The following is a 26387-nucleotide window of genomic DNA, read 5'->3' as shown; positions in this document are numbered from 1 at the left end:
TTATCTCGTGGTATTGCTCCAGGTCGGAACCGAGTTGGTCACGCCGACCGAGGGCCAGCTATACGTTCCGATCGACGGCGCCGTGACGGTGCCGACCGTCTGTCCCGACGAGCCGTAAGCGGCCCTGGGCTGCGCTGCCGGCGCCCCGGCGCCGCTATAGGTCGGACTCACCACGGTTGTGTTGTAATAATGTCTGCTCGAGCGGGCCTTCTTGGCTTCGGCCGCGAAGGGCGCAACAAGCAGTCCGGTCGTGATGAGTGCGGCGATGGCGAGCTTGATGCTGGTCATTGCTGATCCCTCCTCGCTGGGGTGCCCCTTTGGTCATCTGATCATTCATCGGACAATTTCCATAGGCCTCTCGTTCATAACTCCGTGCGCAAGCGAAGGTGCCGCAGCGGGGCGCGCGGCCTTCGGATGGACCCGAATCAGCGCTAGTGCATTGCCTGAACGACTTCCTGGACGCGAGTGACATGACCGGCCCTGAACTGAAGCAGCTTCGCAGCGACCTGTCCGACGTGATCGAGCGCAAGCTGACGGCCGCCGATATGGCGAGACTCTGCGGATTGCCGGAGAAGGGCGGGGCCGACACCATACGGCGCTGGGAGGTGAGCGGCCCGACGCCGTCGGCGACCAAGGTGCTGCGCGTGCTCGCGATGGCGAGCGAGCGCTATCCGATCCTGGAGAAGTTCGACATCTTCGATCGCCACGACGTGCGCGAGGAGGATCGGCCGGCCAAGCGCGCAGCGTTCCGCGCGCAGATGCGCGACGAGGTGCTGCGGCGTCTCGGCTAACGAAAGGCGCGCGCAAGCTTGCCGGCAGCGCAAAATTAAGCCTTCCTTCAGCATTTCTTAAGCTGCCATTAAGCACGAAGATCAATTGCAGCCCAAAAAGTTAGGTTGGCTGCCGCTGTGCCACGGTTGTGACAGCATTTTCATCAAAAGCGAGCTATCTGCAAAACCAACGACGGCGCGAAAGAGCGCGCCAGCCGGGGACATGAGTGTTGGAGTTCAAGTCGATGAAGAAGATTCTGTTTGCGACCGTGGCGCTGCTGGTCGTGGGCGCTGCCGCGCCGGCCGTCGGTGCCGATCTCGGTAACCGCAACTACTACAAGACGCCCGCGCCGGCCTATGCCGCGCCGATCTACAACTGGACCGGTTTCTACATCGGTGGCCATCTCGGCGGCGCCTTCTCCAGCGACAACAATTTCAACGGCCTCTCCACCGGCAACAACGGCAACGGCCGTTTCCTCGGCGGCGTGCAGGTCGGTGCGGACTGGCAGTTCAACCCGAACTTCGTGGTCGGCGTCGAAGGCCAATATTCCTGGCTGTCCGGCAGCGTCGGCGCGGTGTTCCCGGGCGGCATCGCCTATACCAACGATCAGCGCGGCCTCGGCTCGATCACCGGCCGCGTCGGCTACACCTGGGGCCCCGGCCTCGTCTACGTGAAGGGCGGCTACGCCTATTCCAACAACAACGAGAAGGTGACCGTCGGCGGCGTGCCGACCGCTTTCGTCATCACCGGCGATCACCGCAACGGCTACACCGTGGGCGCCGGTATCGAATACATGTTCGCCCCGAACTGGTCGGCCAAGGCCGAGTACCAGTACTACAATTTCGGCGACGCGAGCTTCACCGGCGGTCCGCTCGCGGGCACCGGCAGCTTCACCACCGACGACCACACGGTCAAGGCCGGCCTCAACTACCGCTTCAACTGGGCAAGCCCCGCCGTCGCGCGCTACTGATCGGTTAGCAAGATCTTATCTCGACGAAGGGCCGGCGATCTCGCCGGCCCTTCTTTTTCGCTCTGCGGAACCGCGAGCCCAATGCAAGCAATTGCACCGATTGCGATTTTTTAACCGGCCCTGCCGATACTGCCCGCCACAAAACAGAAGCAAGAGCGTGGGGGAATTTCGATGGCGATCCGTCTGGGCGCTGGCCGTTTGCTTGGTCGATTCAAGCCTCGTTTCAAGAAGCCACAATGGGGCGTGCGCGGGAGCCTGTTCACGGCCTTCGCGGTGATCGCGGGCATGGGCCTCGTGATCGCAGCCGGCGCTGGCCTCGCGCTGCAGAATCTCGGCGGACGCATGACAGAACTGAGCGGGCGGGACATTCCGCGCCTTGCCGCCAGCCTGCAATTGTCGGCCCTGAGCGCGAGCCTTGCGGCACAGGGACCGGCCCTGCTTGCGGCTCAAAGCGAGGAAGCCCTGAACGAGCGCACCAAGAAGCTCAGGGAGTTGCAGGAGCAGACGCAGCAGAAACTCAACGAGATCATCGAGCTCGGCGGTGACAAATCCGTCGTCTCCGGTCTCAGCGAGACCATGAAGAGCATCAACGAGGCGGCCCAGAGCCTGGCCAAGGCCGCCCGCGAACGGCTGGACGTCGCAGCCCTTCATGACAAGCAATATGACGCGCTCCGCAACGCGCAGGGCGCGTTCGTCGGCGCGGCCAGCCCGGCGATGCTCGATGCGCAGACCCGGGTCAACGCCATTCTCGGCTCGGCAAACCTGTCGGCCGAAGATGCCACTGAAGCGGCGCAGACCGTCGGCCAGCTCGGCAACGTCGTTGCCAGCGGCAATCTCGCGGCGGCCGACATGAGCGCGGCGCTGTCGGCGAACACGAGCGACAAGCTCGACGACATCCAGAAGGAGTTCAAGACGGCACAGGGACGCCTGCGCTCGAACCTCGATCTGTTGCCGGACAATGAGGGCAACAAGATGCTGCGCGCGACGGCGGAAAAGCTGCTCGCGCTCGGCAGCGGCAAGACCGGCGTGTTCAATCTGCGCGAGAAGGAGCTCGACTCCATCGACTACGGCCAGACCATCCTGGACGAGACGCGCAAGCTCAATGTCGGCCTCGGCATCAGCGTGCAGCAGCTCGTCGACGGCGTGCAGAAGGAGACCAACGCCTCGACCTTCCAGGCGCGGCAGGAGATTTCACTCGCGACCTCGGTCATGCTGGCGCTGGGCGCGTTGATGCTGGTCGGCTCGGCCCTGTTCGTCTGGCTCTATGTCGGCCGCAACATCCTGCGCCGGATCACCGGTCTCCAGCGCGCTATGCAGCAGCTTTCGGCCGGCGACCTCGACACCGAGATCGCGCGCTCGAAGCACAATGACGAGATCGGCGCGATGACCGACACGCTGACCGTGTTCCGCGACAGCATGGTCGAGGCTCGCGCGCTCTCCAGCGAGCAGGACAAGGATCGCGCGGCCAAGGCCGAGCGTGCCGCGCGCATGGAAGCCAGGATCGCCGATTTCGAGGGCACGGTGCGCACCGCGCTCGACAATCTGGCGCAATCGGCCAATTCGATGCAGTCGACCGCGCAGAGCATGTCGACCACCGCCGATCAGTCCAACGCGCTGGTGAACGCGGTCGCCTCCGCCGCAGAGGAGACCTCGGTCAACGTGCAAACGGTATCGTCGGGCACCGAGCAGCTCTCGTCCTCGATCCAGGAGATCAGCAAGCAGGTCGTCACCTCGGCCGCGATCGCCAAGAAGGCGGTCGACGAGGCCGGCGCCACCGACACCACGGTGCAGAGCCTCGCCGACAGCGCAAGCCGCATCAGCGTCGTCGTCGACCTGATCCAGACCATCGCCTCGCAGACCAACCTGCTCGCGCTGAACGCCACCATCGAGGCGGCCCGCGCCGGCGAGGCCGGCCGCGGCTTCGCGGTGGTCGCCTCCGAGGTGAAGAGCCTCGCCAGCCAGACCGCCAAGGCGACGGAAGAGATCCGCACCCAGATCGCCAGCATGCAGCAGGTCACGACGTCGGCGGTCGGCGCCATCCAGGGCATCGGCCGGATCATCGGCGAGATCAACGACGTCACCACCACGATCGCGGCCGCGGTCGAGGAACAGGGCGCGGCCACCCGCGAGATCGCCCGCAACATTCAGCACGCGGCCGGCGGCACCAGCGAGGTCTCCAGCAATATCGTCGGCGTCTCCACCGCCTCCGCCGAAGCCGGCGCGGCGGCAAACGACGTGCTGGGCGCCTCCGACGCGCTCCGCCGCGAGGCCGACATGCTGCGCGGGGAGATCGACGCGTTCCTCAACAATATGCGGGCGGCGTAAGGCGCAACCACACGGGGACTCCACTCCCTCTCCCGCCTGCGGGGGAGGGCTGGGGTGGGGGTATCTCCGCATTGGGAGTGTTTGAGGCACGCCGAAATTGTCCCTGCTCGGAGAGAGCCCCCCACCCGGCGCTCCGCCGCAGCCGAGGCGTCTCTTAAGATAGGAGACGGCCGTAGAGGCGGCCTATGCCTCCCCCGCAAGCGGGAGAGATGACCGAGTTCGGAGCACGAGCGTCCCACATCACGGAAAAACACCGCCCCGGTATGACCGCCATGCGGAGATCACGGCCTGTCCTTTTTCGGCTAGCGCCCCGCCCGCGGTGGGTTTAAGCCGGTAGCATGAACGCAAAACCCGACACCGTGCAGTCCTCGGCCGAGGCCCTGCGCTATCCCTGGGACCAGCATCCCGGCCCCGAAGAGGTCGTGGAGATCCGGCCCGGCGTGTTGTGGGCGCGGCTGAAACTGCCGTTCCGCCTCAATCACGTGAACATCTATCTGCTCGCCGACGGCGACGGCTATGCCATGGTCGACGCGGGCTTCGGCAACGAGGAGACGATCGAGGCCTGGACGAAACTGTTCGACGGCCCGCTGAAGGGCGTCAACATCACGCGCCTGATCGTCACCCATTCGCATCCCGATCATGTCGGGCTCGCCGGCTGGATCGTGGAGCGCTTCAACTGCCCGCTGGTGATGTCGCAGGTCGAATATCTGCAATCGGTCTATCACCAGAACCGCGGCACCGAGGAGCGGAAGGAGGCACAACGGCTGTTCTTCCGCCGCCACGGCATGGACGAGTCGCTCACCGAGAAACTGCTCGGCCGCGGCCAGGACTATCTCAAGCGTGTCTCGGTGCTGCCGCCATCCTACCGCCGCATCTCGCATGGCGACGAGGTCGTGATCGGCGCGCGCCGCTTCAAGGTGATCACCGGCGGCGGGCACGCGCTCGACCAGGTGATGCTCTATTGCGCCGACGACAAGCTGTTCCTCTCCGCCGACCAGGTGCTGAGCAAGATCTCGCCGAACGTCAGCGTGTGGGCGGTCGAGCCCGACCAGAACTCGCTCGGCGAATACCTCGCATCGCTCGCAAGCCTCACCACCACCTTGCCTTATGACTTGCTGGTGCTGCCCGGCCATGGCGTGCCGTTCTACGGCCTCAAGACCCGCATCAAGCAGCTCGCCGATCACCACGAGGAGCGCTGCCGCCTGATCGCGGACGCCTGCCGCGAGCAGCCGAAGACCTCGCGAGAGCTGGTGCCCGTGGTGTTCAACAAGCACGTGCTGGACGAACACCAGATGGGCTTTGCCGCCGGCGAGCTGGTCGCCCACGTCAACTACATGATCGTCGAAGGCCGGCTGACGGGCGAGACGAAGGACGGCGTGCTGCAGTTCCGGACGACGTGAGTGGTGCTTCACCTCGCCCCGCCTGCGGGGAGAGGTCGGTCGCGCCCGAGCGATGCGAAGCATCGTCTCGCGCGTGGCGGGTGAGGGAGACTCTCCACGAGTCCCAGTGTCACCGTCTTTGTGGAAGCAGCCCCTCACCCCAACCCTCTCAGCGCGAGCGAAGCTCGTCGCGGCCCCGTAAGAACGGGGCGAGGAGCGCACCGCCGTCGGGGCTGACAATTCACTTCATATTCGCGATCGCGTGCAGCGCCGCGATGTAGCCGAACGGCCCGAGACCGCAGATGACGCCCGTTGCCACGAACGAGATCTTCGAGTGGCGATGATATTCGTCGCGGGCGTGGATGTTGGAGATATGCACCTCCAGCACCGGGCCCTCGAATGTCTTGATCGCGTCCATGATCGAGACCGAGGTGAAGGACAGGCCCGCCGGATTGATGACGATTGCATCGGCATCCTGCCGCGCCGACTGGATCAGATCGACCAGCACGCCTTCATGGTTGGACTGGTGGAAGGCGAGCTTGAGCCCGAGCTTGGCGGCGGCCTCTTCGCAGCTCGCATTGACCTCTGCGAGCCTCGTCGTGCCGTAGATGTGCGGCTCGCGGATGCCGAGCATGTTGAGGTTGGGACCGTTGAGGATCATCACGCGCTTCATGGAAAAGGTCCTTTCGAAGGCCTGGTTTGAGCATGCCCTCCGGGCCAAGGGCGCATGCGCTGCGAGAATCGGATTGGGTAGAGCCGGCGGCCGCGGTCAAGGAAAGCGTGTGCCGGGCCGCGAAGAAAGACCAGGGCTGGCCAGACCCGCATCCCGGCTGATGCTGCAAAGCAACATTACCTCTCGCGCGAACTTGATCGGGATCAAGTTTCAATTCGCACGATAGGGCATTTTGCCCAAATGCCCTCCAGGGCCAGATGTGGGATAGCGCATAGACATTGGAGCTGGAAAAGCTCTAAGAAGATGCGGCCCTTTTGGTCAGTTCCGTCTTAGGTTTTGCCGATGGATTACAGCCAGTTCTTCAATTCCGCCCTCGATCGTCTCCACTCCGAGCGGCGCTACCGCGTGTTCGCCGATCTCGAGCGCACGGCGGGCCGGTTCCCGCACGCCGTCTGGCACTCGCCCAAGGGTAAGCGCGACGTCGTGATCTGGTGCTCCAACGATTACCTCGGCATGGGCCAGCATCCGAAAGTGGTCGGCGCCATGGTCGAGACCGCAACCCGCGTTGGCACCGGCGCAGGCGGCACCCGCAACATCGCCGGCACGCATCATCCGCTGGTGCAGCTCGAGGCCGAGCTCGCCGACCTCCACGGCAAGGAAGCCGCGCTGCTGTTCACCTCGGGCTATGTCTCGAACCAGACCGGCATCGCGACCATCGCCAAGCTGATCCCGAACTGCCTGATCCTGTCGGACGAGCTCAACCACAATTCGATGATCGAGGGCATCCGCCAGTCCGGCTGCGAGCGGGTGGTATTCCGCCACAACGAGCTCGCCGATCTCGAGGCGCAGTTGAAGGCTGCGGGCCCGAACCGGCCGAAGCTGATCGCCTGCGAGAGCCTCTATTCCATGGACGGCGACGTCGCGCCGCTCGCCAAGATCTGCGATCTCGCCGAGAAATACGGCGCGATGACCTATGTCGACGAGGTTCACGCGGTCGGCATGTACGGCCCGCGCGGCGGCGGCATCGCCGAGCGTGACGGCGTCATGCATCGCATCGACATCCTCGAAGGCACGCTGGCCAAGGCCTTCGGCTGCCTCGGCGGCTACATCGCCGCCAACGGCCAGATCATCGACGCCGTGCGCTCCTATGCGCCGGGCTTCATCTTCACCACCGCGCTGCCGCCGGCGATCTGCTCGGCCGCGACCGCCGCGATCAAGCATCTGAAGACCTCGAACTGGGAGCGCGAGCGCCACCAGGACCGCGCTGCCCGCGTCAAGGCGATCCTCAGCGCCGCCGGCCTGCCGGTGATGTCGACCGACACCCACATCGTGCCGCTGTTCGTCGGCGATCCCGAGAAGTGCAAGCAGGCCTCCGACCTCCTGCTCGAAGAGCACGGCATCTACATCCAGCCGATCAACTACCCGACCGTGCCCAAGGGCACCGAACGCCTGCGCATCACGCCCTCGCCCTATCACGACGACGGCCTGATCGATCAGCTCGCCGAGGCCCTGCTGCAGGTGTGGGATCGCCTGGGGCTGCCGCTCAAGCAGAAGTCGCTGGCGGCGGAGTAACGTCGTAGTCCTGGCGAAAGCCAGGACCCATTACCCCGACTGCGGATAGTTGCGCCTCGCTGTGGCCGCCAGCGTGCCCGTAACCACATCCTGTGGTTATGGGTCCTGGCTCCCGTGCGCAATTGCGCACTAGGCCAGGACGACGTTGGGGTTGGCACCTTAACGACAACCCCAGTTCCTCCCCCCGCACGGCATTTCGCTGTCGCTTGCGTCCCTGCAACGCGCTAGATTTACAGGGAAAATGAGACCGGGCGCGTCGGCGCCCAGGGAGAAGCGCGCTCGCCATGCTGCACGACTGGGGCGTGATCGCCGCCGCCTTCGGCTATATCGGCTTCCTGTTCCTGGTGGCGAGCCATGGCGACCGCCGCTCGCCAGCCGGACCCGGTCGCGCGTCCGGGCTGATCTATCCCCTGTCGCTGGCGATCTACTGCACCTCCTGGACCTTCTTCGGCTCAGTCGGCTTCGCCACGCGCACCTCGACCGACTTCCTCGCGATCTATGTCGGGCCGGTCCTGATGATCGGTCTCGGCACGGGCGTGCTGCGCCGCGTGATCCAGCTTGCGAAAGCCCACAACATCACTTCGATCGCCGACTTCATCGGCGCGCGCTACGGCAAGAGCCAGGCGGTGGCGGCGACCGTGGCGCTGATCGCGATCATCGGCTCGGTGCCCTACATCGCGCTCCAGCTCAAGGCCGTCGCCTCCTCGCTGGAGACGATCCTGAGCGAGGACCAGGCCTTCTCCCATATCCCGATCCTCGGCGACATGGCGCTGATGGTGACGCTGGCGATGGCGGCTTTCGCCGTGCTGTTCGGCACCCGGCAGACCGACGCGACCGAGCACCAGCACGGATTGATGCTGGCGGTGGCGACCGAATCCATCGTCAAGCTGGTCGCCTTCCTCGCCGCCGGCATCTTCGTCACCTTCTGGATGTTCTCGCCGCACGAACTCATCGAGCGCGCGATGAAGACGCCGGAGGCGGTGCGCACGATCAACTATTCGCCGTCGATCGGTAACTTCCTGACCATGACGCTACTGTCGCTGTGCGCGGTCATGCTGCTGCCGCGCCAGTTCCACGTCAGCGTAGTGGAGAATTCCAGCGATGCCGAGGTCGGTCGCGCACGCTGGCTGTTCCCGCTCTACCTCGTCGCCATCAATCTGTTCGTGATCCCGATCGCGCTCGCCGGCCTCGTCACCTTCCCGTTCGGCGCGGCCGACCCTGACATGTACGTGCTGGCGCTGCCGATGGAGGGTGGCGCGGATCTGCTCAGCGTCGCGGTCTTCGTGGGCGGCCTGTCGGCGGCGACCGCGATGGTGATCGTCGAATGCGTCGCGCTCTCGATCATGGTGTCGAACGACCTCGTGGTGCCGCTGGTGCTGCAGCGGCGGCCGGAGGGACGCACCGGAGGCGCCGATTTCAGCGACTTCCTGCTGCGCTCGCGCCGGCTCGCGATCTTCGCCATCATGGTGATGGCCTATTTCTACTATCGCGCGCTCGGCAACACCCAGCTCGTCGCGATCGGCCTGCTCTCCTTTGCCGCCATCGCCCAGCTCGCGCCGAGCTTCTTCGGCGGGCTGTTGTGGCGGCGCGCGACCGCACGTGGCGCGATCGGCGGCATGCTGGTGGGTTTTGCGGTGTGGCTCTACACGCTGTTCATACCGAGCTTCATGGATTCCTCGACGACGGGCATCCTGCTGCTCCAGCATGGTCCGTTCGGAATCGAGGCGCTGCGGCCGCAGGCGCTGTTCGGCGCCGACCTGCCGCCGCTGATGCACGGCGTGATCTGGTCGCTGTCGCTCAACATCCTCACCTATGTGCTGCTCTCCCTGGCGCGGCGGCCATCCTCCATCGAGCTGGTGCAGGCCGATCTGTTCGTACCCAACACGCTCGCCCCGATCGCTCCGAATTTCCGCCGCTGGCGCACCACCGTCACGGTGCAGGACATCCAGACCACGGTGGCGCAGTATCTCGGGCCCGACCGCGCCCGGCATTCCTTCGAAGCCTTCTCTGCGCGGCGCAATGTGCGGCTCGAGCCCGGGGCACCCGCCGATTTCGAGCTGTTGCAGCACGCCGAGCACCTGATCGCCTCGTCGATCGGCGCGGCCTCCTCGCGCCTCGTGATGTCGCTGCTGCTGCGCAAGCGCACCGTCTCCGCTAAAGCCGCGCTAAAACTGCTCGACGATTCCCACGCGGCGCTGCATTTCAACCGCGAGATCCTCCAGACCGCGCTCAATCATGTCCGGCAGGGCATCGCGGTGTTCGACGCCGACCTGCAGCTGATCTGCTCCAACCGGCAGTTCGGCGATCTCCTCAATGTTCCTCCGCATTTCATTCAGTTCGGCACGCCCTTGCGGGAAATCCTGGAATTCATGGGTGTGAGCGATCCGGACAATGAGGCCGACCGGGAAGCGATGATCGAGCAGCGGCTCGTGGCCTACACCACCGACAGCGAGCCCTATCTCGAGCGACTGCCGGAACGCCACATGGTGATCGAGGTGCTCACCAACCGCATGCCCGGCGGCGGCTTCGTCATCACCTTCACAGACGTCACGCCGACCTTCGAGGCGGCCGAAGCGCTCGAGCGCGCCAATGCGACGCTGGAAAAGCGCGTGCGCGATCGCACCGAGGAGCTGACCCGGCTGAACTCGGAACTCGCGCTGGCCAAGAGCACGGCGGAAGATGCCAGCATCTCCAAGACGCGCTTCCTCGCCGCTGCGAGCCACGACATTCTGCAGCCGCTGAACGCGGCCCGGCTCTACGTCACCAGCCTGGTCGAGCGCCAGCACAATGGCGAGGAGACGCGGCTGGTCGAGAACATCGACGAGTCGCTCCAGGCCATCGAGGAGATCCTCGGCGCGCTGCTCGACATCTCCCGGCTGGATGCCGGCGCGATGGCGACCTCGATCTCGAGCTTCAAGATGGCCGACCTGATGCGCTCGCTGGAGATCGAGTTCGCGCCGATCGCGCGCGCCAAGGGCCTCGACCTCGCCTTCGTGCCCTGCTCGCTGCCGGTGCAGTCGGATCGACTCTTGCTGCGGCGCCTGCTCCAGAACCTGATTTCCAACGCGATCAAATACACCCCGCGCGGCCGCGTGCTGGTCGGCTGCCGCCGCCAGGGCGCCTCGCTCAAGATCTGCGTCTACGACACCGGCGTCGGCATCCCGCCGGTCAAGCGCGGCGAGATCTTCAAGGAATTCCACCGCCTGGAGCAAGGCGCGCGGATCGCGCGCGGCCTCGGTCTCGGGCTGTCGATCGTCGAACGGCTGGCGCGCGTGCTCAACCACAGCATCGCCATCGACTCCAATGTCGGCGGCGGCTCGGTCTTCTCGGTGACGGTGCCGACGGCCAAAGCGATCACCCTCACCGCCGCCGTCACCAGCGCCACGCCGCTGGCCCGCACGCCGATCGCGGGCGCGCTGATCGTCTGCATCGAGAACGATGCCGCGATCCTCGACGGCATGCGCACGCTGCTGAAGGCCTGGGACGCCGAGGTGATCGCGGTTGCCGATCCCGAGGCCGCGATCGCCGCGATCGAGGCTGCCGGCAAGCGCGTCACCGGCCTGCTCGTCGACTATCACCTCGACCGCGGCAACGGCATCGCCGCGATCCGCGACATCCGCCGCCGCTTCGGCGACACCATTCCCGCGATCCTGATCACCGCCGACCGCAGCCCCGCCGTGCAACAGGCCGCGCGCGAGGAGAAAATCGCGGTGCTCAACAAGCCGGTGAAGCCGGCTTCGCTCCGCGCCCTGCTCGGCCAGTGGCGCACGCAGCAGATGGTGGCGGCGGAGTGAGATACGCCGCTCGTCAGTAGTCCGTCGATACGCCGAGCACGCGCCACTTCTCCAGTTCTTCGAGGCGGAGCCTGTCCGTCGCGGCGATGGCGTTGACGGCGTCGCTGCCGAGCGCAATCCGCAAGGGTGGACGATCCATGTCGGCGAGCTTCAGAACCACGGCCGCGGCCTTGGCCGGATCACCCGGCTGGCGGCCGTCATAGTCGCGTTGCATCCTGACGGCAGCGCCGACGACGGCATCGTACTCCGGACGCCCTTCGCCGGTCGCATGCGCGGCCTGGGCAAAACCGGTCCGGAAGCCGCCGGGCTCGACGACTGTCACATGCACGCCGATCAGCGCCATCTCGCGCGCCAGCGACTCCGAAAAGCCCTCGATTCCCCATTTCGCGGCCGAATAGGCCGCGCGCGCCGGGGCACCGATCCGGCCGCCGACGGACGAGACTTGCATGATGTGACCACGGCGCTGCCGGCGCAGCACCGGAATCGCCGCCTTGGTGACGATGATGGTGCCCATCAAATTGGCTTCGATCTGCCGCCGGAACGAATCCAGGCTCGTGTCCTCGACCGATCCGAGGTCACTATAGCCGGCGTTGTTCACGACCACATCGAGGCCGCCGAATGTCGTCACGGCAAGTCCGATGGCCGCCTGCGCCGCGGCCTCATCGGTGACGTCGAGGGTCGCGAGCCGCAGCCTTTCGCCGAAACGCGCCTGCAACAGTTCAAGCGGCTCGAGCGCCCGCGCCGTGGCAACCACCTGGTCGCCCGCGGCGAGCGCCGCTTCCGTGATGGCGCGGCCAAGCCCGCGAGAGCTGCCGCTGATGAACCAGGTCTTCAAGCTAGCCTCCATATGGTCTCACGGCGCGAGCCGCGTGAAGACATAATCGCGGCTCTTGGCGCGGGCTTCGTGGCAGGCGAAGCAGGTGCGGTGCTGGGCTTCGTCGACCGGCTTGCCGTTGATGAACCGGCCAAAACCCCAGCCGCCGGTCGAGGCGTATTTTTTGGAATCCTTGACCATCACCTGGACCGTGGTCGCGGCGCCGGGAATCGTCGCGGATGCGAATTCCGGTGACTGTTTCCGCTTCCAGGCACGCTTGACCAGAATGGTGCCGTCCGGGAACGGCAGCTTGCCGGCCTGATAGGCCTCGATTGCGGTCTGGTTGCCGAGGACGGCGCGAAGCTCGTCGAGCGGCGCCGCCTCCTCGGCCGGCGCGATCAGCTCCCACTGCTTGTAGCCCTGTGGAATCGTGACGCCGAAGATCGGCGAGGCGTCTGCCGTGTTGCCTTGTGCCGGTCCTTCGGCAAGAGCGATTGAGACCAAATAGGGCATAGAAGTCAGGAGAACGACGAGAAACAGCACAGCCAGCGTGATAGCCGTCGCATAGGTCCGCTTTTTCTTTTCAGATTCGATAGATGTCATGACGTTTCTTCAAGCTGGGCTCGCGACACATCCTCGGTCCAGCTGCGCTGGACCGAGGAACTGAAAAAATCCTCAGGCGCCGTCGGCGTCGATGATTGCCTTGGCAAAGGCCTGCGGTGCCTCTTGCGGAAGATTGTGACCGATGCCGCCTGTGATCAGGCGAAAGTCGTAGCGGCCGGAGAATTTCTTGGCATAGGCGCTCGGATCGGGATGCGGCGCGCCGTTGGCGTCGCCTTCCATCGTGATCGTCGGCACGCCGATGACGGGAGCTGCCGCGAGCTTCTTTTCGAGCTCCTCATACTTCGCCTCGCCCTGGGCAAGCCCAAGCCGCCAGCGGTAATTGTGGATCGTGATCGCGACATGATCCCGGTTGCCCAGCGCCGCCGCGCTGCGATTGAAGGTGGCGTCGTCGAACTTCCATTGCGGCGAGGCCAGCTTCCAGATCAGCTTTGCGAAATCGTGCGTGTGCTTCTCGTAGCCGGCGCGGCCGCGCTCGGTCGCGAAATAGAACTGGTACCACCATTGCAGCTCGGCCGATGGCGGCAATGGGGCGGCGCCGGCGGCCTGGCTGGAGATCAGATAGCCGCTGACCGACACCAGCGCGCGGCAGCGATCCGGCCACAGTGCGGCGATGATGTCGGCGGTGCGCGCGCCCCAGTCGAAGCCGGCAACGACCGCCTTCTTGATGTCGAGCTTGTCCATCAGCGCGATGATGTCGGCGGCCATCGCGGCCGGCTCGCCATTGCGCGGCGTTTCGCGGGAGAGGAACTGCGTCGTGCCGTAGCCGCGCAAATACGGGATGATCACGCGATAGCCGGCCTTCGCCAGGATCGGCGCGACATCGACGAAGGCGTGGATGTCGTAGGGCCAGCCGTGCAGCAGGATCGCCACCGGACCGTTCGACGGACCTGCCTCGGCATAGCCAACATTGAGGACACCGGCCTCGATCTGCTTGATCGGGCCGAAGGATGCATTCGACGCGGCGGTGCGCGGCGCTTCCGTCTCCGCGCGGGCAAGGTCGAGGACGCCGAGACCCACAGCGACGCTTCCCGCGGCGACGCCAAGAAACTTGCGGCGGTGCTGGTCGATGAGCTGCTTCATGATGTTGCTACCTCGTTGATGATTGGTGATGATGGGTCAGATCAGTGCGACCGCGACGTCGATGTTGCCGCGGACGGCCTTTGAGTAGGGGCAGGTCTCGTGCGCCTCATCGACGATGTCGCGGGCGACCTCGCGATCGAGGCCCGGCAGGCTGACATTGAGGCGCGCCCGGAGGGCGTAAGTGCCCTCATCGAGAAGAAGATCGATTTCCGCATCGATCGCGCTTTTTCTCGGAAGCACGATTTTTCGCTTGCGCGCGGCGATCTCCATCGCGCCTTCGAAACATGCCGACCAGCCGGCCGCGAACAATTGCTCGGGATTGGTGCCGATGCCGTCACCGCCCGGCGGTGACAATTTGACATCCAGGCGGCCATCGGAGCTGCGGGACAGGCCGTCCTGCCGCCCGCCGCTGGTGCGGGTCCTGGCCGTGTAGAGCAGCTTTGCCGCTTGCGTCATGAAAGTCTCCTTGCCGTCGCGCAACTGACTATCAGCCGCCCCCGCAGGACACCCGTTGGGACTTGTGAGAAGTTGTGAGGCCGGCAGGGAACCCGATCAGGAGGCCTGCAAACGCGGTCTGATGCCGATGCAAGGCCGGTCTTGCCGGATCGGCGCCCGCTGGTTATCCGGTTTTCCAAATGAGCAAGATTCCGCGATGACTGATCCGGCCGCGCCCGCTGCAACAACACTGTCGTTCGGGCCATTCACCGTGAGGCCACATGAGAGGCTCGTGATGCGCGACGGCGTCGCGCTGCCGATGGGCGCCAAGAGCTTCGATACGCTGATCGCACTGATGTCGCGGCCGAACGAGGCCATCAGCAAGTGGGACCTGATGGCGCGCGTCTGGCCCGGCATGGCCGTCGAGGAGGCGAACTTACGCTTTCACATCGCGGCGCTTCGCAAAGCCCTCGGCGACGGCAAGGACGGCGCCCGCTACATCACCACGCTCTCGGGCCGCGGCTATTGCTTCGTGGCGCCGATCTCGCAAACGCAGATTGCGGCGAAACCGCGCCCGTCATCGCGGATGGAGCTGCCGCCGGTGAAGCTGCCGAACCGGCTGCAACGCATGGTCGGACGCGACGATGCCGTCGCCGCCATCTCGGACAAGCTCATCAGCGCCCGCTTCGTCACGATCGCCGGCCCGGGCGGCGTCGGCAAGACGGCCGTTGCCGTGGCGATCGCTCACGACCTGCTCGAAACTTTCTCCGACGCCGCACACTTCGTCGATCTTGCCGCTCTGAGCGATCCCTATCTCGTGATCACGTCGATCCTGTTGATGCTGGGCCTGCCGGCCGAGACGGATGATCCCCTGCCCGCGCTGCTCGCGCATCTGCGCGACAAACGGATGCTGCTGATCCTGGACAATTGCGAGCACGTCATTGCCACGGCGGCGCCACTCGCGGCGGAGATCTTCCACGCCGCGCCGCATGTCCATATCCTCGCAACCAGCCGTGAAGCCCTGCGTGTCGAGGGCGAGCAGGTCTATCGATTGGCGCCGCTCGCCGTTCCGCCGGACAGTGCCGGACTGACTGCGGCGGCCGCGCAGACCTATCCGGCGCTTCAGCTCTTCCTCGAACGGGCCACTGCCGGCGGCGCGCAGATCGCGCTCGACGACGGCAATGCCGCGATCGTCGCCGGCATCTGCCGCAAGCTCGACGGCGTGGCCCTGGCGATCGAGCTCGCTGCAGGACGGGTCGAGGCCTACGGCCTGGAGCAGACGGCGGCGCTGCTCGACGAGCGCCTCAATCTGCTCTGGCAGGGTCAGCGCACCGCGCCGCCACGGCAGAAGACCTTGCAAGCGACGCTGGACTGGAGCTACGGGCTGCTGTCCGACACCGAGCGCCTCGTACTGCGCAGGCTCGCGGTCTTCGCCGGCCATTTCACCCTCGACGCCGCGCTCGAGGTCGTGCCCGACGCGCACGTCGATCGCGCCCGGCTGTTCGATGCCATCGACAGCCTCGTCGCCAAGTCGATGGTCGCACCGCGACCGATCGGCGCCATGATGCGCTACCGTCTGCTCGACACGACGCGCGCCTATCTGTTCGAGGTCGAGCCTGATGACGCGGCACTCTCGGCGCGCCACGCGATCTACTACCGGCGATGGCTGGAGCAGGCCGGCACGACATGGGCGACGGTGCCGAGCGCCGACGAACGGGCCATCCATTTCTCCGCGCTTCACAATGTGCGCGCCGCTCTGGGCTGGTGTTTTGGCGCGAATGGCGATGCGAACATCGGTATAGCGCTGGCTGCCGCTGCAGCTCCGATCTTTCTCGCGATGTCACTGCTGATCGAATGCCGCCGCTGGTCGGAACGGGCGCTGCTGGCGATCGATCCAACCTCGCGCGGCAGCGCCGAGGAAATGCACATCCAGGCCGCCCTCGGCCTGACCTTGATGTTCACGCGCGGCGGCAGCGAGGCGGCGCTGTCCGCGCTGCGCAGAAGCCTTGCGATCGCACAGGCGCGCGGCGACGCGCCGAACCAGCTTCAGCTGCTCGGCCGGATGCATATCTTCCACGAGCGGATGGGACAGTTCGACGCCGCGCTTGGTTATGCGCGGCAGAGCCTCAACGTCGCCGAGACGCTGGGCGATGCCGCATCCATCGCCCTCGCCCATTCACTCCTCGGCGTCTCCTTGCATCTGGCCGGCGAGCACCGCGATGCGCTGAACGTGCTCGAGGCTGCCTGGCGGGGGCCGGGCACGGAGCGGATCAGCACGGTCCACGGCTTCGATCACCGCAACCGCGCCGGCATCTCGCTGGCACGGGAGCTGTGGCTGCAGGGCCGTACCGCGGATGCGCGGCGGTTGGCGCGGCAGACGGTCACCGAGGCCGCGCAGATGGACCATCCGATCACGCTTTGCATCGCGCTGATCTGGACGGTCTCGATCGATCTCTGGAGCGGAGAGCTCGACGATGCCGAAGAGAACATCGACCGCTTCATCGCGCATGCCGAGGCGCGCTCGATGGGGCCTTATCTCGCGGTCGGTCGGGGCGTCAAAGGCGAGCTGGCGATCCGGCGCGGCGACGCCGCCGGCGGCGTCGAGACGATAAGAGCCTGCCTGCGCGAGCTCCACGACGCCGGTTACGAGCTGCTCACCACGACGTTCAACATCGCGCTGGTTCAAGGCTTGTTGGCACTCGGTCAGGTCGAGCAAAGCGTGCGCGTGATCGACGATGCGATCCGCCTCGTCGAGCAAAGCGGCGATCATCTCTACATGCCCGAGCTGCTGCGGATGAAGGCCAAGGTCCGCTTGCACTTGCCAGAGCCGCAGATCGAGGACGCAGAGGCCTGCCTCATGCAATCGCTGGAGCTCAGCCGCAGCAAGGGCGCGAAAGCCTGGGAACTGCGCGCGGCAATCGATCTTGCCGAATTCCTCGTCGAACGCGACCGGCACGAGGAAGCAAGGCTATTGCTTCAATCGGCGCTCGAAGGCTTCGCCGAGGGCTCGGAGACCGCGGATATCACGGCGGCCAACAGCCTGCTGCAGACATCATAGAGGCGTACCGTATCAAGCTCCGTCATCCTGCGGTGCGAGGCATGGGACGCAACGCGTCCCATGAGGAGCCTCGAAGGATGACGGATTTGATAGTGCAGTAACGCTCACCCCGTCGGCGTGCCCTGCTTCCACTGGCCGCCGGCGATCTTCGCGGCGGCGATCACGGCCTGGGTGCGGCTCTCGACACCGAGCTTTTGCAGGATCGCCGAGACATGAGCCTTGATGGTGGCTTCGGAGACGCCGAGCTCGTAGGCGATCTGCTTGTTGAGGAGGCCCTCGGACAGCATCATCAGGACCCGGACCTGCTGCGGGGTCAGCGTCACCAGGCGGTCGCGCAGGCGCGTCATGTCGGGATCGGCGGCGGCGGACAGGTCAGTGTCGGCGGGAACCCAGACGTCGCCTTCCATCACCTTGAGAATGGCATCGCGCAGCGTCTCGACGCCGAACCGCTTGGGGATGAAGCCGGAGGCGCCGAAATCGAGCGAGCGGCGGATCGTCGCGCTGTCGTCAGAGGCCGAGACGATCACCACCGGGACGGCCGGATATTGCGCGCGCAGATAGATCAGACCGGAGAAGCCTGAGATCCCGGGCATCGAGAGGTCGAGCAGGATCAGGTCGACGTCGGAGGTCTGTTCCAGGAGCTTGGTCAGATCCTCGAACGATCCGGCCTCGTCGATCCTGGCCGAGGTCAGGACGCTCGCCACAGCCTGCCGGAGCGCATCACGGAACAGGGGGTGATCATCGGCAATGACGAGATGGGTCGAGGGAGCGTTCATCGTTCTCTTGCTGTCGTTCGCGACCGGCCGGCGAGTCACTGCCGCGGCAGGTCAATTCTTCCCTGCCCGGCCGTGGCATGCAAGTGCACATTATCCCTTTGCTGCAAAGGGGTTAATCCGCAAGCCTTCGCGGCGCGCACCGGCGCCCGATACCAGGCAGTCAGGTGCGCGTCAGTGCGCAAGGCCGAAAGTCGTATTGGGGCGGGTTTCACGCCGATGTTACCTTGCGGGCAAGACCTGGGTCGATCCGGCATGTCCGGACACCCGGGGCGCGAGGAAACGCATTTCGGGGAGCGACTCAATATGTCGACAATGGCTGTGTCTCAGGCTGGCGCAGGAGGGATGACGAAGGACGAACGGTTCGTCATTCTCGCCTCCTCGCTCGGTACCGTGTTCGAGTGGTACGATTTTTACCTTTACGGTTCGCTCGCCTCGATCATCGGCGTGCAGTTCTTCTCGGACTATCCGCCGGCCACACGCGACATCTTCGCGCTGCTGGCATTCGCCGCCGGCTTCCTGGTGCGTCCGTTCGGCGCGATCGTGTTCGGCCGCATCGGCGACATCGTCGGCCGCAAATACACCTTCCTCGTCACCATCCTGATCATGGGCCTGTCGACCTTCATCGTCGGCCTGCTGCCCAACGCGGCCACCATCGGCATCGCGGCCCCGATCATCCTGATCGCGCTGCGCCTCGCCCAGGGCCTTGCCCTCGGCGGCGAGTACGGCGGTGCGGCGACCTATGTCGCGGAGCACGCGCCGAACGGCAAGCGCGGCTACTACACCTCCTTCATCCAGACCACGGCGACGCTCGGCCTGTTCCTGTCGCTGCTGGTGATCCTGTTCACCCGCACCGCAGTCGGCGAAGCCGATTTCGCCAAGTGGGGCTGGCGCATCCCGTTCCTGGTCTCGGTGCTGCTGCTCGGTATCTCGGTCTGGATCCGGCTCCGCCTCAATGAATCCCCGATCTTCCAGAAGATGAAGGAAGAAGGGAAGAGCTCGAAGGCGCCGCTGACGGAAGCCTTCGGCAACTGGCAGAACGGCAAGCTCGTGCTGCTCGCGCTGCTCGGCGGCGTGATGGGCCAGGGCGTGGTCTGGTACACCGGCCAGTTCTATGCGCTGTTCTTCCTGCAATCGATCCTGAAGGTCGACGGCTACACCGCCAACCTGCTGATCGCCTGGTCGCTGCTGCTCGGCACCGGCTTCTTCATCGTGTTCGGCGTGCTGTCCGACAAGATCGGCCGCAAGCCGATCATCCTCGGCGGCTGCCTGATCGCGGCGCTGACCTTCTTCCCGATCTTCAAGATGATCACCACCAACGCCAACCCGGCGCTGGAAAAGGCCATCGAGCAGACCAAGGTCGATGTGGTGGCGGATCCCGCAGGCTGCGGCGACCTGTTCAACCCGGTCGGCACCCGCGTCTTCACCGCGCCTTGCGACACCGCGCGCGCCTACCTGTCGCAGTCGTCAGTCAAGTATTCGACCACGCCAGGCGCGGCCGGCTCCGGCGTGAAGGTGATGGTCAATGGCAAGGAAGTTCCGTACACGAACGCCAAGGAGAGCAACCCGGCCGTCCTCGCCGCCGTGCAAGCGGCCGGCTATCCCAAGGCCGGCGATGCGGGCATCGTGAAGATGGCCCATCCGTTCGACATCTTCCGTCCGCAGGTGGCCGCGGTCATCGGGCTGCTGTTCATCCTGGTGATCTTCGTCACCATGGTCTACGGCCCGATCGCCGCAATGCTGGTCGAACTGTTCCCGACCCGCATCCGGTACACCTCGATGTCGCTGCCCTACCACATCGGCAACGGCTGGTTCGGCGGCCTGCTGCCGGCGACCGCCTTCGCCATCGTGGCTTCGACGGGCGATATCTATGCGGGCCTTTGGTACCCGGTCACGTTCGCGGCCATCACCGTTGTGATCGGCTTCCTGTTCCTGCCCGAGACCAAGGACGTCGACATCAAGGCGACCTGATCGGAAGCTGCGAACCCAAACGACACCAACCGGCCGCGGTCTCCGCGGCCGGTTTTGTTTTGGTCACCGCGACGCGCCGGTGAATTGCAGCACGACCTCGCGGCGATGCGGACGGGTCCGATGCTCGATCAGATAGATCGCCTGCCAGGTGCCGAGCGCGAGCTTGCCGTCCAGCACCGGCACGTGGAGCGAGGTCTCCGTCAGCATGGTCTTGACGTGCGCCGGCATATCGTCCGGCCCTTCGGTGTCGTGAGTCCAGCCAGCATCTTCATCGTCCGGCGCGAACCGCGCCAGCGCCGTGGTGAGATCGACGAGCACGGAAGGGTCGGCATTCTCCTGGATCGTCAGCGACGCCGAGGTGTGACGGATGAACAGTGTCAGCGCGCCGTCGCGAGCGCGGACCTCGGCGACGAACTTCGCAGCCTCGCTGGTGAGATCGGTGAAGCCGCAGCCCGGCGTCTGCACGGTCAGGAGCGACGACGCGATGGTGGTGACTTGCGCTGACGATGGCGCCGAGCGCGTGATTGATTTGGCTGATGTCATCATCAAAGATCTCGACTGATCGAACACTGCCGTAGGGTGGGCAAAGGCGCAAAGCGCCCTGCCCACGTCTTCATTGTTGTAGAAACATGGTGGGCACGGCGTAAGAACGCCTTTGGCCACCCTACGGCACCTCAACGCATGGATAGTGCTACGGGGTCCTCAAATCTTCCCCGACACGTCCTTTTGCACCCGGTTGGCCATGTCGATCAGCCGGCGCCAGGCCTTTTCCAGGAACGACATCACGCGATCGAGGTCCTGATCGCTGGGCAGCGGGATCTCGATCTTGCGGTCGCCCTCGGCGACCTTTGGTTCTCGTGCTTGCGGCTCCGCCTTCTTCAGCGGATCGGATTTCGGCAGCGCCTCCTCGATCTTGCCCGACACGGTCGGCCCGGCCGCGAGCTGTCCCTTCAGCTTCTCGACCTCGGCCTGGAGCCGGCCGATCTCGGCATCGAACGCGGCGCGCTCGTCGGGCACCGCGTAGCAGGCCCAGCCGGTGCCGTTCCTGGTGCAGGTCGACATCGTTCCCGTGCGGGTGTCGAGCCGCAGCACCCCCTCCGGGATCGGCGTCATGGTGTAGCGGCCGTTTTCGCCGTCGGGCGCCGATTGCGCGGCCACCAGGCTGCCGCTGACGACCATCACAGCGGCGAACGAGGCCGCAAGCCATGATGCTGTGGATGACGTCACTGGTCTCATCGCGCTCTCCGCCACCGCGCGCGCGTGGCACGTCCGCAATTCTACACCGCCGCGCAGCGATCTGCCGCCAAAAACACCCGCCCGAAATCAACGATCCCGCCGGCCCGTTTGATCCCGGCAGCGCGGCGAAATGGCGACGACATCCACCGATCAAGAGGAGAGCTGCTGCGGTGCGGCGTCACGCTGTGCGCAGCGCTGCCGCGCACGCCAATATTGTCAGGTAAATCAGCTACATAGCAGAAAGCGACGCAATCGTGACTTGGCTTGACTTGATTATGGGCCATCAGTATGGTCCGCGCGGCTTTTGAGGGTGGCGGGCGTAATTTCCATTCAGCCGGTGCGTTTCGGGTCTTCGTTGCATGACACAGGGCACGGGACACGGCGAGAATGGAGATCGCGATAGATCGCCCGAGGAAGCTGCGCTTTCCGAACGGCTCGGAAATCTTGATCAGCGGTTGTCCGAACTTCGCGACCGCCGCACCAAGACCGAGCAACCCGCAGGTGACGGTGAGGACAGAGCGGCCAGAGCCTCGGCGATGGCGCTTGGTTTTCGGTTATCCTCCGAGTTGGTCGCCGGTGTCGCTGTCGGGGCGGGGATTGGCTGGGGGTTCGACCGCTTGCTGTCGACGTCGCCTTTCGGATTTATCGTGTTCCTGCTGCTGGGCTTCGTGGCCGGCGTGGTGAATGTGGTGAGATCGGCGGGCGCGGGTCAAAACAGGCGCGGTGGTTCGTAAGGCGATCCACACAGGAGAGGAATGATCGTGCCGGCCTTGCCGGTACGGGCCGGCCCGGCCGGCAGACCGAGACCCGCCGGCATTGCCCGGCAGACCAAGAGATGCCGCGCCGATGAAAATCGATCCGATCCACCAGTTCAACATCGAGCCTCTCTTCACGATCGGCCATATCGGCAATCACACGATCGCCTTCACCAATTCATCGCTCTACATGCTGGTGGCCGTTGCGATCATCTCGCTCCTGATGCTCGCCAGCGGCACGCAGCTGGTTCCCGGGCGCCTGCAGTCGGTCGCCGAAATCTCCTACGAGTTCGTTGCCTCGACCATCCGTTCGACGGCCGGCGCGGAAGGCATGAAGTTCTTCCCGCTGATCTTCTCGCTGTTCATGTTCATCTGCGTCTCGAACCTGGTCGGCATCATCCCCTACACCTTCACGGTCTCGAGCCACCTGATCGTCACCGTAGGCTTGGCCCTGCTGGTGTTCTTCACCGTGCTGATCTACGGCGTCGCCAAGAACGGCCTGAAATTCTTCTCGATTTTCGTTCCTCACGGCGTCCCCGGCTACATCCTGCCGCTGGTCATGTTCATCGAGATCCTGTCGTTCTTCCTGCGGCCGGTCTCGCACAGCATTCGTCTGTTCGCCAACATGCTGGCCGGCCACATCGCACTGAAGGTGTTCGCGGGCTTCGTCGCCATGCTGGGCTTCTCGCTCGGCGCCATCGGCTGGGTCGGCGGCGTGCTGCCGCTGGCGCTCACGGTCGCGCTGTACGCCCTCGAGATTCTGGTCGCGTTCCTGCAAGCCTATGTGTTTGCGATCCTGACCTGCATCTACCTCAACGACGCCATTCATCCGGGACACTGAGCGGTCCGGGGAATTTCCACCCACAACCCAATCTTTCTTCCAAGGAGTCTAAAATGGATCCGGCAGCAGCAAAACTTATCGGCGCGGGCATCGCGTGCATCGGCATGGGCGGTGCAGGCGTCGGCGTGGGCGTGATCTTCGGCAACTACCTCGCCGCAGCCGTCCGCAACCCGTCGGCCGCTCAGGGCCAGTTCGGCAACCTGATCTTCGGCTTCGCCGTGACCGAAGCGCTCGGCATTTTCTCGCTGCTGATCGCGCTGCTTCTGCTGTTCGTTTTCTGAGAACGACTTCTTTCGCGCCGCTTCATCCGAAGCGGCGCGTGACAGCAACAGGAGTACTCCATGGCCGAGAGTCATGGCGGGGCAAAAGGACCGGCGGCGGGTGCCCACACCGAAGCCGATGGCGGTCATCACAGCGGCGGCTTTCCGCCGTTCGAGAGCAGCACCTTTGCTTCACAGCTGGTGTCGCTCGCGATCTTCTTCGTCCTGCTTTACGTGATCGTGTCCAAGCTCGCTCTGCCGAAGGTCGGCGGTGCGATCGAAGCGCGTCAGAACAAGATCGAGGGTGACCTCGCCGAAGCGCAGAAGCTGAAGGACCAGTCGGAGGCGGCGCTGAAGGCCTATGAAGGCGAGCTCGCTTCGGCGCGTTCGCGGGCGCAGGCGATCGGCAACGAATCCCGCGACAAGGCGAATGCGCAGGCGGATGCCGAGCGCAAGGCGCTGGAAGAGCAGCTGGCGGCCAAGCTCGCCGAGGCGGAGAAGACCATCGCCTCGACCCGCACGACCGCCATGAGCAACGTCCGCGGCATCGCGGCCGATGCAGCAGGCCAGATCGTACAGCAGCTCACCGGCGTCGTTCCGGATGCGGCGTCGGTCAATGCCGCCGTTGATGCGTCCTTGAAGGGTTAGTCGAGATGTTCTTCGATCCTGAAACCTGGGTCGCCGTCGCCTTCGTGGTCCTGATGGTCGTGTTCGGCTATCTCGGGGTCTTCAAGTCGGCGATGACGGCGCTGGATCATCGCGCCGCCCGCATCAAGGCCGAGCTCGACGACGCAACGCGCCTCAAACAGGAAGCGGCCAAGGTGCTCGCCGACTACAAGGCGCGCAGTGCCACCGCCGAGCGCGAGGCGGCCGACATCATCGCCAACGCCAAGTCCGAAGCCGAGCGCATCGCGACCGAGGCCAAGGCGAAGATGGAAGACTTCGTCGCCCGCCGCACCAAGACCGCCGAGAGCAAGATCGCGCTCGCCGAGGCCCAGGCGCTGGCCGATGTCCGCGCCGCAGCGGCGGAAGCCGCCGTCCAGGCCGCTTCCACGATCCTGTCGCAGTCGGTCAAGGGCCAGGTTGCCGACGACCTGCTCGCCAAGGGCATCAACGAGGTTCGGCAGAAGCTGAACTGAGGGCCTCGCCTTCATCAATCAAAAAGCCGGCGCGCGAGCGCCGGCTTTTTTGTTTGTCCGAGAGCGCTCCCGTAACCCGCCTCACTCGTAATCCACCTTCATCAGATACAGCCCATCCGGCGGGGCGACGATGCCGCAGGCGGTGCGGTTGCGGGCGGCAAGGGCTGCGGAGAGATCATCCGCGGTCCAGCGGCCCTCGCCGACCCACACCAGCGATCCCACCATCGAGCGCACCTGGCTGTGCAGGAACGAGCGCGCCGAGGTGATGACGGTGATCTCGCGGCCGTCGCGAATCACATCGAGCTGGTCGAGCGTCTTCTCCGGCGATTTGGCCTGGCACTCGGTGTCGCGAAAGGTGGTGAAATCGTGCTTGCCGAGCAGGCGCTGCGCCGCCGCGTGCATGGCCTCGGCATCGAGCTTGCGCGGCACGCGCCAGGCATGGCCGACGTCGAGCGCGAGATTGGCGCGGGTGTTGACGATGCGATAGCGGTAGTGGCGCTTGATGGCCGAGAAGCGCGCCTCGAACGTGTCAGGCACGACCTCGGCTTCCAGCACCGCAATCGGATGCGGGCGCAGATGCGCGTTGAGCCCGTCGCGAAAACGGCCGGGCGGAAACTGCTTCTCGACATCGACATGCGCGACCTGGCCGCGCGCATGCACGCCGGCATCGGTGCGGCCGGCGCCATGCACCCGCAAATCCGCGCCGGTCATCGCCTTCACCGCAGTCTCGAGCGCGCCCTGCACCGAGGGCAGCGTGTCCTGCACCTGCCAGCCGAAGAACGGCGCGCCGTCATATTCGATGGTGAGCTTGTAGCGGGGCATCTCAATCCGGGTGGTGTCATCGCCCGGCCTTGTGTGCAATTGCACTCTGGACCGGGCGATCCAATACTCCGAGGCATCTCTATTCAGCCGAGAAGCCTCGGCGTACTGGATACCCCGCCTGCGCGGGGTATGACAGTGTCAGATGAATTTCGCGCCGGCCTTCAGCGGAACGCCGCGCACGAAGTCCGCGGCCTGCATCCGGCCCTTGCCCTCCCGTTGCAGCTCGATGATGCGGATCGCGCCGTCGCCGCAGGCGATGGTGAGCTGGTCGTCGAGCACCTCGCCGGGTTCGCCCGATCCTTTCGCCAGCTCGCAGCGCAGGATCTTGACCCGCGCATTCTCGAGCTCGGCCCAGGCGCCGGGAAATGGCGACAGGCCGTGGATGTGGCGCAGCACCGCGCGCGCAGGCCTGCTCCAGTCGATCCGGGCCTCGGCCTTGTCGATCTTGGCGGCGTAAGTAACCCCGTCCTCGCTCTGCTTCTTGAGCTGAAGCCCGCCGCGCTCGAGCGCGGCCATCGCCCGCACCATCAGGTCGGCACCGAGCCGGGACAGGCGGTCGTGCAGGTCGAGCGCGGTCATGGTGTCCGTGATTGGAAGGCGCTCGGCCATGGCGACGTCGCCCGTGTCGAGGCCAACATCCATCTTCATCACCATCACGCCGCTCTCGGCATCGCCGGCCATGATCGCGCGGTTGATGGGCGCGGCGCCCCGCCAGCGCGGCAGCAGCGAAGCGTGCAGATTGTAGCAGCCGAGCTTCGGTGCATCGAGGATCGTCTGCGGCAGGATCATGCCGTAGGCGACGACCACGGCCGCGTCGGCATCGAACGCACGAAACTCCTCGAGCGCTTCCGGCGTCTTCAGCGTCTTCGGCGTCAGCACGGGAATGCCGAGTTTTCGCGCGGCTTCCTCCACCGGAGTCGGCTGCAATTGCAGGCCGCGCCGGCCGCCCGGCTTCGGCGCGCGGGTGTAGACGGCCGCGATCTCATGGCCATGCGCGACCAGCTCGAGCAGCGTCGGCACGGAGAAATCGGGCGTGCCCATGAAGATGAGGCGGAGGGGCATCAGAAAACCTGCGAAGGACGCAATTCACCAACA

25 protein-coding genes are annotated in these 26387 nt (G+C 65.3%); 13 read left to right on the top strand and 12 right to left on the bottom strand.

The features are described 5' to 3' along the window. A complete protein-coding gene (locus QA649_RS05690) occupies positions 1 to 288 on the bottom strand; it encodes a hypothetical protein (RefSeq protein WP_283023324.1) in 288 nt (95 codons plus the stop codon). Between the two features lie 182 nt (positions 289 to 470). Between QA649_RS05690 and QA649_RS05685 the strand changes: the two genes are divergently transcribed. The 4 genes from QA649_RS05685 (at position 471) to QA649_RS05670 (ending at position 5466) form a co-directional block, all read left to right on the top strand. Continuing rightward, the gene (locus QA649_RS05685) at positions 471 to 791 is read left to right on the top strand and encodes a hypothetical protein (RefSeq protein WP_183246090.1); all 321 of its coding nucleotides are present in this window, start codon (positions 471 to 473) and stop codon (positions 789 to 791) included. Between the two features lie 224 nt (positions 792 to 1015). Then, entirely contained in the window at positions 1016 to 1741 is a 726-nt protein-coding gene (locus tag QA649_RS05680) for an outer membrane protein (protein ID WP_283023323.1), read from the top strand. A gap of 171 nt (positions 1742 to 1912) precedes the next feature. Next, on the top strand, positions 1913 to 4066 hold the full coding sequence (locus QA649_RS05675) for a HAMP domain-containing methyl-accepting chemotaxis protein (RefSeq protein ID WP_283023322.1): 2154 nt from the start codon (positions 1913 to 1915) through the stop codon (positions 4064 to 4066). A 338-nt stretch (positions 4067 to 4404) separates the two neighbouring features. Further along, positions 4405 to 5466, top strand: coding sequence for an MBL fold metallo-hydrolase (locus QA649_RS05670; protein WP_018643423.1), 1062 nt, complete (start codon positions 4405 to 4407; stop codon positions 5464 to 5466). 220 nt (positions 5467 to 5686) lie between these two features. Here the strand turns inward: QA649_RS05670 and aroQ are convergent, their stop codons facing one another. After that, positions 5687 to 6118, bottom strand: a complete 432-nt coding sequence (aroQ, locus tag QA649_RS05665) for a type II 3-dehydroquinate dehydratase (protein WP_283023321.1) — start codon at positions 6116 to 6118, stop codon at positions 5687 to 5689. Positions 6119 to 6460: 342 nt separating this feature from the next. Here aroQ and hemA point away from each other — a divergent pair, with 342 nt between their 5' ends. Both hemA and QA649_RS05655 read left to right on the top strand, forming a co-directional pair. Then, complete coding sequence (gene hemA / locus QA649_RS05660; RefSeq protein ID WP_283023320.1) at positions 6461 to 7690, top strand: 5-aminolevulinate synthase; 1230 nt, start codon at positions 6461 to 6463, stop codon at positions 7688 to 7690. 284 nt (positions 7691 to 7974) lie between these two features. Further along, a complete protein-coding gene (locus QA649_RS05655; RefSeq protein ID WP_283023319.1) occupies positions 7975 to 11484 on the top strand; it encodes a hybrid sensor histidine kinase/response regulator in 3510 nt (1169 codons plus the stop codon). 13 nt (positions 11485 to 11497) lie between these two features. Here the strand turns inward: QA649_RS05655 and QA649_RS05650 are convergent, their stop codons facing one another. The 4 genes from QA649_RS05650 to QA649_RS05635 all read right to left on the bottom strand — a co-directional run bounded on the left by QA649_RS05650 (position 11498) and on the right by QA649_RS05635 (position 14458). Next, on the bottom strand, positions 11498 to 12319 hold the full coding sequence (locus QA649_RS05650) for an SDR family NAD(P)-dependent oxidoreductase (protein ID WP_283023318.1): 822 nt from the start codon (positions 12317 to 12319) through the stop codon (positions 11498 to 11500). An 18-nt stretch (positions 12320 to 12337) separates the two neighbouring features. Then, positions 12338 to 12901, bottom strand: coding sequence for a cytochrome P460 family protein (locus QA649_RS05645; protein WP_283023317.1), 564 nt, complete (start codon positions 12899 to 12901; stop codon positions 12338 to 12340). A 72-nt stretch (positions 12902 to 12973) separates the two neighbouring features. Beyond that, positions 12974 to 14002 (bottom strand): alpha/beta hydrolase, encoded by a 1029-nt coding sequence (locus tag QA649_RS05640; protein ID WP_283023316.1) that lies wholly within the window; start codon positions 14000 to 14002, stop codon positions 12974 to 12976. 36 nt (positions 14003 to 14038) lie between these two features. Next, positions 14039 to 14458 (bottom strand): organic hydroperoxide resistance protein, encoded by a 420-nt coding sequence (locus tag QA649_RS05635; RefSeq protein WP_283023315.1) that lies wholly within the window; start codon positions 14456 to 14458, stop codon positions 14039 to 14041. Between the two features lie 196 nt (positions 14459 to 14654). On the opposite strand from QA649_RS05635, the gene QA649_RS05630 reads away from it, so the two are divergent. After that, positions 14655 to 17495 carry a winged helix-turn-helix domain-containing protein gene (locus QA649_RS05630; RefSeq protein ID WP_283023314.1) on the top strand — a complete coding sequence of 947 codons (2841 nt, stop codon included), beginning with the start codon at positions 14655 to 14657 and terminating at the stop codon, positions 17493 to 17495. 104 nt (positions 17496 to 17599) lie between these two features. Here QA649_RS05630 and QA649_RS05625 read toward each other — a convergent pair whose 3' ends face one another. Then, complete coding sequence (locus QA649_RS05625) at positions 17600 to 18271, bottom strand: response regulator transcription factor (protein ID WP_018643430.1); 672 nt, start codon at positions 18269 to 18271, stop codon at positions 17600 to 17602. Positions 18272 to 18613: 342 nt separating this feature from the next. Here QA649_RS05625 and QA649_RS05620 point away from each other — a divergent pair, with 342 nt between their 5' ends. Further along, positions 18614 to 20239, top strand: coding sequence for an MFS transporter (locus QA649_RS05620; protein WP_283023313.1), 1626 nt, complete (start codon positions 18614 to 18616; stop codon positions 20237 to 20239). Between the two features lie 63 nt (positions 20240 to 20302). Here the strand turns inward: QA649_RS05620 and QA649_RS05615 are convergent, their stop codons facing one another. The 3 genes from QA649_RS05615 to QA649_RS05605 all read right to left on the bottom strand — a co-directional run bounded on the left by QA649_RS05615 (position 20303) and on the right by QA649_RS05605 (position 21759). Further along, positions 20303 to 20782 (bottom strand): secondary thiamine-phosphate synthase enzyme YjbQ, encoded by a 480-nt coding sequence (locus QA649_RS05615; RefSeq protein ID WP_283025973.1) that lies wholly within the window; start codon positions 20780 to 20782, stop codon positions 20303 to 20305. 159 nt (positions 20783 to 20941) lie between these two features. Beyond that, a complete protein-coding gene (locus QA649_RS05610; protein WP_283023312.1) occupies positions 20942 to 21475 on the bottom strand; it encodes a hypothetical protein in 534 nt (177 codons plus the stop codon). A gap of 41 nt (positions 21476 to 21516) precedes the next feature. Beyond that, positions 21517 to 21759 (bottom strand): hypothetical protein, encoded by a 243-nt coding sequence (locus tag QA649_RS05605; protein ID WP_283023311.1) that lies wholly within the window; start codon positions 21757 to 21759, stop codon positions 21517 to 21519. Positions 21760 to 21834: 75 nt separating this feature from the next. Between QA649_RS05605 and QA649_RS05600 the strand changes: the two genes are divergently transcribed. From QA649_RS05600 to QA649_RS05580, 5 genes are all read left to right on the top strand, one after another. Next, positions 21835 to 22209, top strand: coding sequence for an AtpZ/AtpI family protein (locus QA649_RS05600; RefSeq protein WP_018643434.1), 375 nt, complete (start codon positions 21835 to 21837; stop codon positions 22207 to 22209). Positions 22210 to 22321: 112 nt separating this feature from the next. Then, on the top strand, positions 22322 to 23071 hold the full coding sequence (locus QA649_RS05595) for a F0F1 ATP synthase subunit A (protein ID WP_283023310.1): 750 nt from the start codon (positions 22322 to 22324) through the stop codon (positions 23069 to 23071). Between the two features lie 53 nt (positions 23072 to 23124). Beyond that, positions 23125 to 23352, top strand: coding sequence for a F0F1 ATP synthase subunit C (locus QA649_RS05590; protein ID WP_018643436.1), 228 nt, complete (start codon positions 23125 to 23127; stop codon positions 23350 to 23352). A 60-nt stretch (positions 23353 to 23412) separates the two neighbouring features. Next, on the top strand, positions 23413 to 23979 hold the full coding sequence (locus QA649_RS05585; RefSeq protein WP_283023309.1) for a F0F1 ATP synthase subunit B: 567 nt from the start codon (positions 23413 to 23415) through the stop codon (positions 23977 to 23979). Between the two features lie 5 nt (positions 23980 to 23984). After that, a complete protein-coding gene (locus QA649_RS05580) occupies positions 23985 to 24470 on the top strand; it encodes an ATP F0F1 synthase subunit B (protein ID WP_211412307.1) in 486 nt (161 codons plus the stop codon). 81 nt (positions 24471 to 24551) lie between these two features. Here the strand turns inward: QA649_RS05580 and truA are convergent, their stop codons facing one another. Next, entirely contained in the window at positions 24552 to 25292 is a 741-nt protein-coding gene (truA, locus tag QA649_RS05575; protein ID WP_283023308.1) for a tRNA pseudouridine(38-40) synthase TruA, read from the bottom strand. Positions 25293 to 25430: 138 nt separating this feature from the next. Continuing rightward, positions 25431 to 26354, bottom strand: coding sequence for a methionyl-tRNA formyltransferase (fmt, locus tag QA649_RS05570; RefSeq protein ID WP_283023307.1), 924 nt, complete (start codon positions 26352 to 26354; stop codon positions 25431 to 25433). Positions 26355 to 26387: the final 33 nt, after the last annotated feature.

The sequence above is a fragment of the Bradyrhizobium sp. CB1717 genome, from assembly GCF_029714325.1.
Lineage (GTDB): Bacteria > Pseudomonadota > Alphaproteobacteria > Rhizobiales > Xanthobacteraceae > Bradyrhizobium.
The sequence above is the reverse complement of the archived record's forward strand: the minus strand, read 5'-3'. Positions and strand labels throughout refer to the sequence as shown.

Excerpts from the sequence above, each read along its gene's own strand:
- fmt (WP_283023307.1), bottom strand. The coding sequence starts at position 26,354 with ATGCCCCTCCGCCTCATCTTCATGGGCACGCCCGATTTCTCCGTGCCG.
- QA649_RS05590 (WP_018643436.1), top strand. The coding sequence starts at position 23,125 with ATGGATCCGGCAGCAGCAAAACTTATCGGCGCGGGCATCGCGTGCATC.
- QA649_RS05635 (WP_283023315.1), bottom strand. The coding sequence starts at position 14,458 with ATGACGCAAGCGGCAAAGCTGCTCTACACGGCCAGGACCCGCACCAGC.
- QA649_RS05640 (WP_283023316.1), bottom strand. The coding sequence starts at position 14,002 with ATGAAGCAGCTCATCGACCAGCACCGCCGCAAGTTTCTTGGCGTCGCC.
- QA649_RS05690 (WP_283023324.1), bottom strand. The coding sequence starts at position 288 with ATGACCAGCATCAAGCTCGCCATCGCCGCACTCATCACGACCGGACTG.
- QA649_RS05685 (WP_183246090.1), top strand. The coding sequence starts at position 471 with ATGACCGGCCCTGAACTGAAGCAGCTTCGCAGCGACCTGTCCGACGTG.
- QA649_RS05630 (WP_283023314.1), top strand. The coding sequence starts at position 14,655 with ATGACTGATCCGGCCGCGCCCGCTGCAACAACACTGTCGTTCGGGCCA.
- QA649_RS05620 (WP_283023313.1), top strand. The coding sequence starts at position 18,614 with ATGACGAAGGACGAACGGTTCGTCATTCTCGCCTCCTCGCTCGGTACC.
- QA649_RS05605 (WP_283023311.1), bottom strand. The coding sequence starts at position 21,759 with ATGGCCCATAATCAAGTCAAGCCAAGTCACGATTGCGTCGCTTTCTGC.
- QA649_RS05600 (WP_018643434.1), top strand. The coding sequence starts at position 21,835 with ATGACACAGGGCACGGGACACGGCGAGAATGGAGATCGCGATAGATCG.
- QA649_RS05615 (WP_283025973.1), bottom strand. The coding sequence starts at position 20,782 with ATGACATCAGCCAAATCAATCACGCGCTCGGCGCCATCGTCAGCGCAA.
- truA (WP_283023308.1), bottom strand. The coding sequence starts at position 25,292 with ATGCCCCGCTACAAGCTCACCATCGAATATGACGGCGCGCCGTTCTTC.
- QA649_RS05655 (WP_283023319.1), top strand. The coding sequence starts at position 7,975 with ATGCTGCACGACTGGGGCGTGATCGCCGCCGCCTTCGGCTATATCGGC.
- QA649_RS05675 (WP_283023322.1), top strand. The coding sequence starts at position 1,913 with ATGGCGATCCGTCTGGGCGCTGGCCGTTTGCTTGGTCGATTCAAGCCT.
- QA649_RS05585 (WP_283023309.1), top strand. The coding sequence starts at position 23,413 with ATGGCCGAGAGTCATGGCGGGGCAAAAGGACCGGCGGCGGGTGCCCAC.
- QA649_RS05595 (WP_283023310.1), top strand. The coding sequence starts at position 22,322 with ATGAAAATCGATCCGATCCACCAGTTCAACATCGAGCCTCTCTTCACG.
- QA649_RS05670 (WP_018643423.1), top strand. The coding sequence starts at position 4,405 with ATGAACGCAAAACCCGACACCGTGCAGTCCTCGGCCGAGGCCCTGCGC.
- hemA (WP_283023320.1), top strand. The coding sequence starts at position 6,461 with ATGGATTACAGCCAGTTCTTCAATTCCGCCCTCGATCGTCTCCACTCC.
- QA649_RS05580 (WP_211412307.1), top strand. The coding sequence starts at position 23,985 with ATGTTCTTCGATCCTGAAACCTGGGTCGCCGTCGCCTTCGTGGTCCTG.
- QA649_RS05645 (WP_283023317.1), bottom strand. The coding sequence starts at position 12,901 with ATGACATCTATCGAATCTGAAAAGAAAAAGCGGACCTATGCGACGGCT.
- QA649_RS05610 (WP_283023312.1), bottom strand. The coding sequence starts at position 21,475 with ATGAGACCAGTGACGTCATCCACAGCATCATGGCTTGCGGCCTCGTTC.
- QA649_RS05680 (WP_283023323.1), top strand. The coding sequence starts at position 1,016 with ATGAAGAAGATTCTGTTTGCGACCGTGGCGCTGCTGGTCGTGGGCGCT.
- QA649_RS05625 (WP_018643430.1), bottom strand. The coding sequence starts at position 18,271 with ATGAACGCTCCCTCGACCCATCTCGTCATTGCCGATGATCACCCCCTG.
- aroQ (WP_283023321.1), bottom strand. The coding sequence starts at position 6,118 with ATGAAGCGCGTGATGATCCTCAACGGTCCCAACCTCAACATGCTCGGC.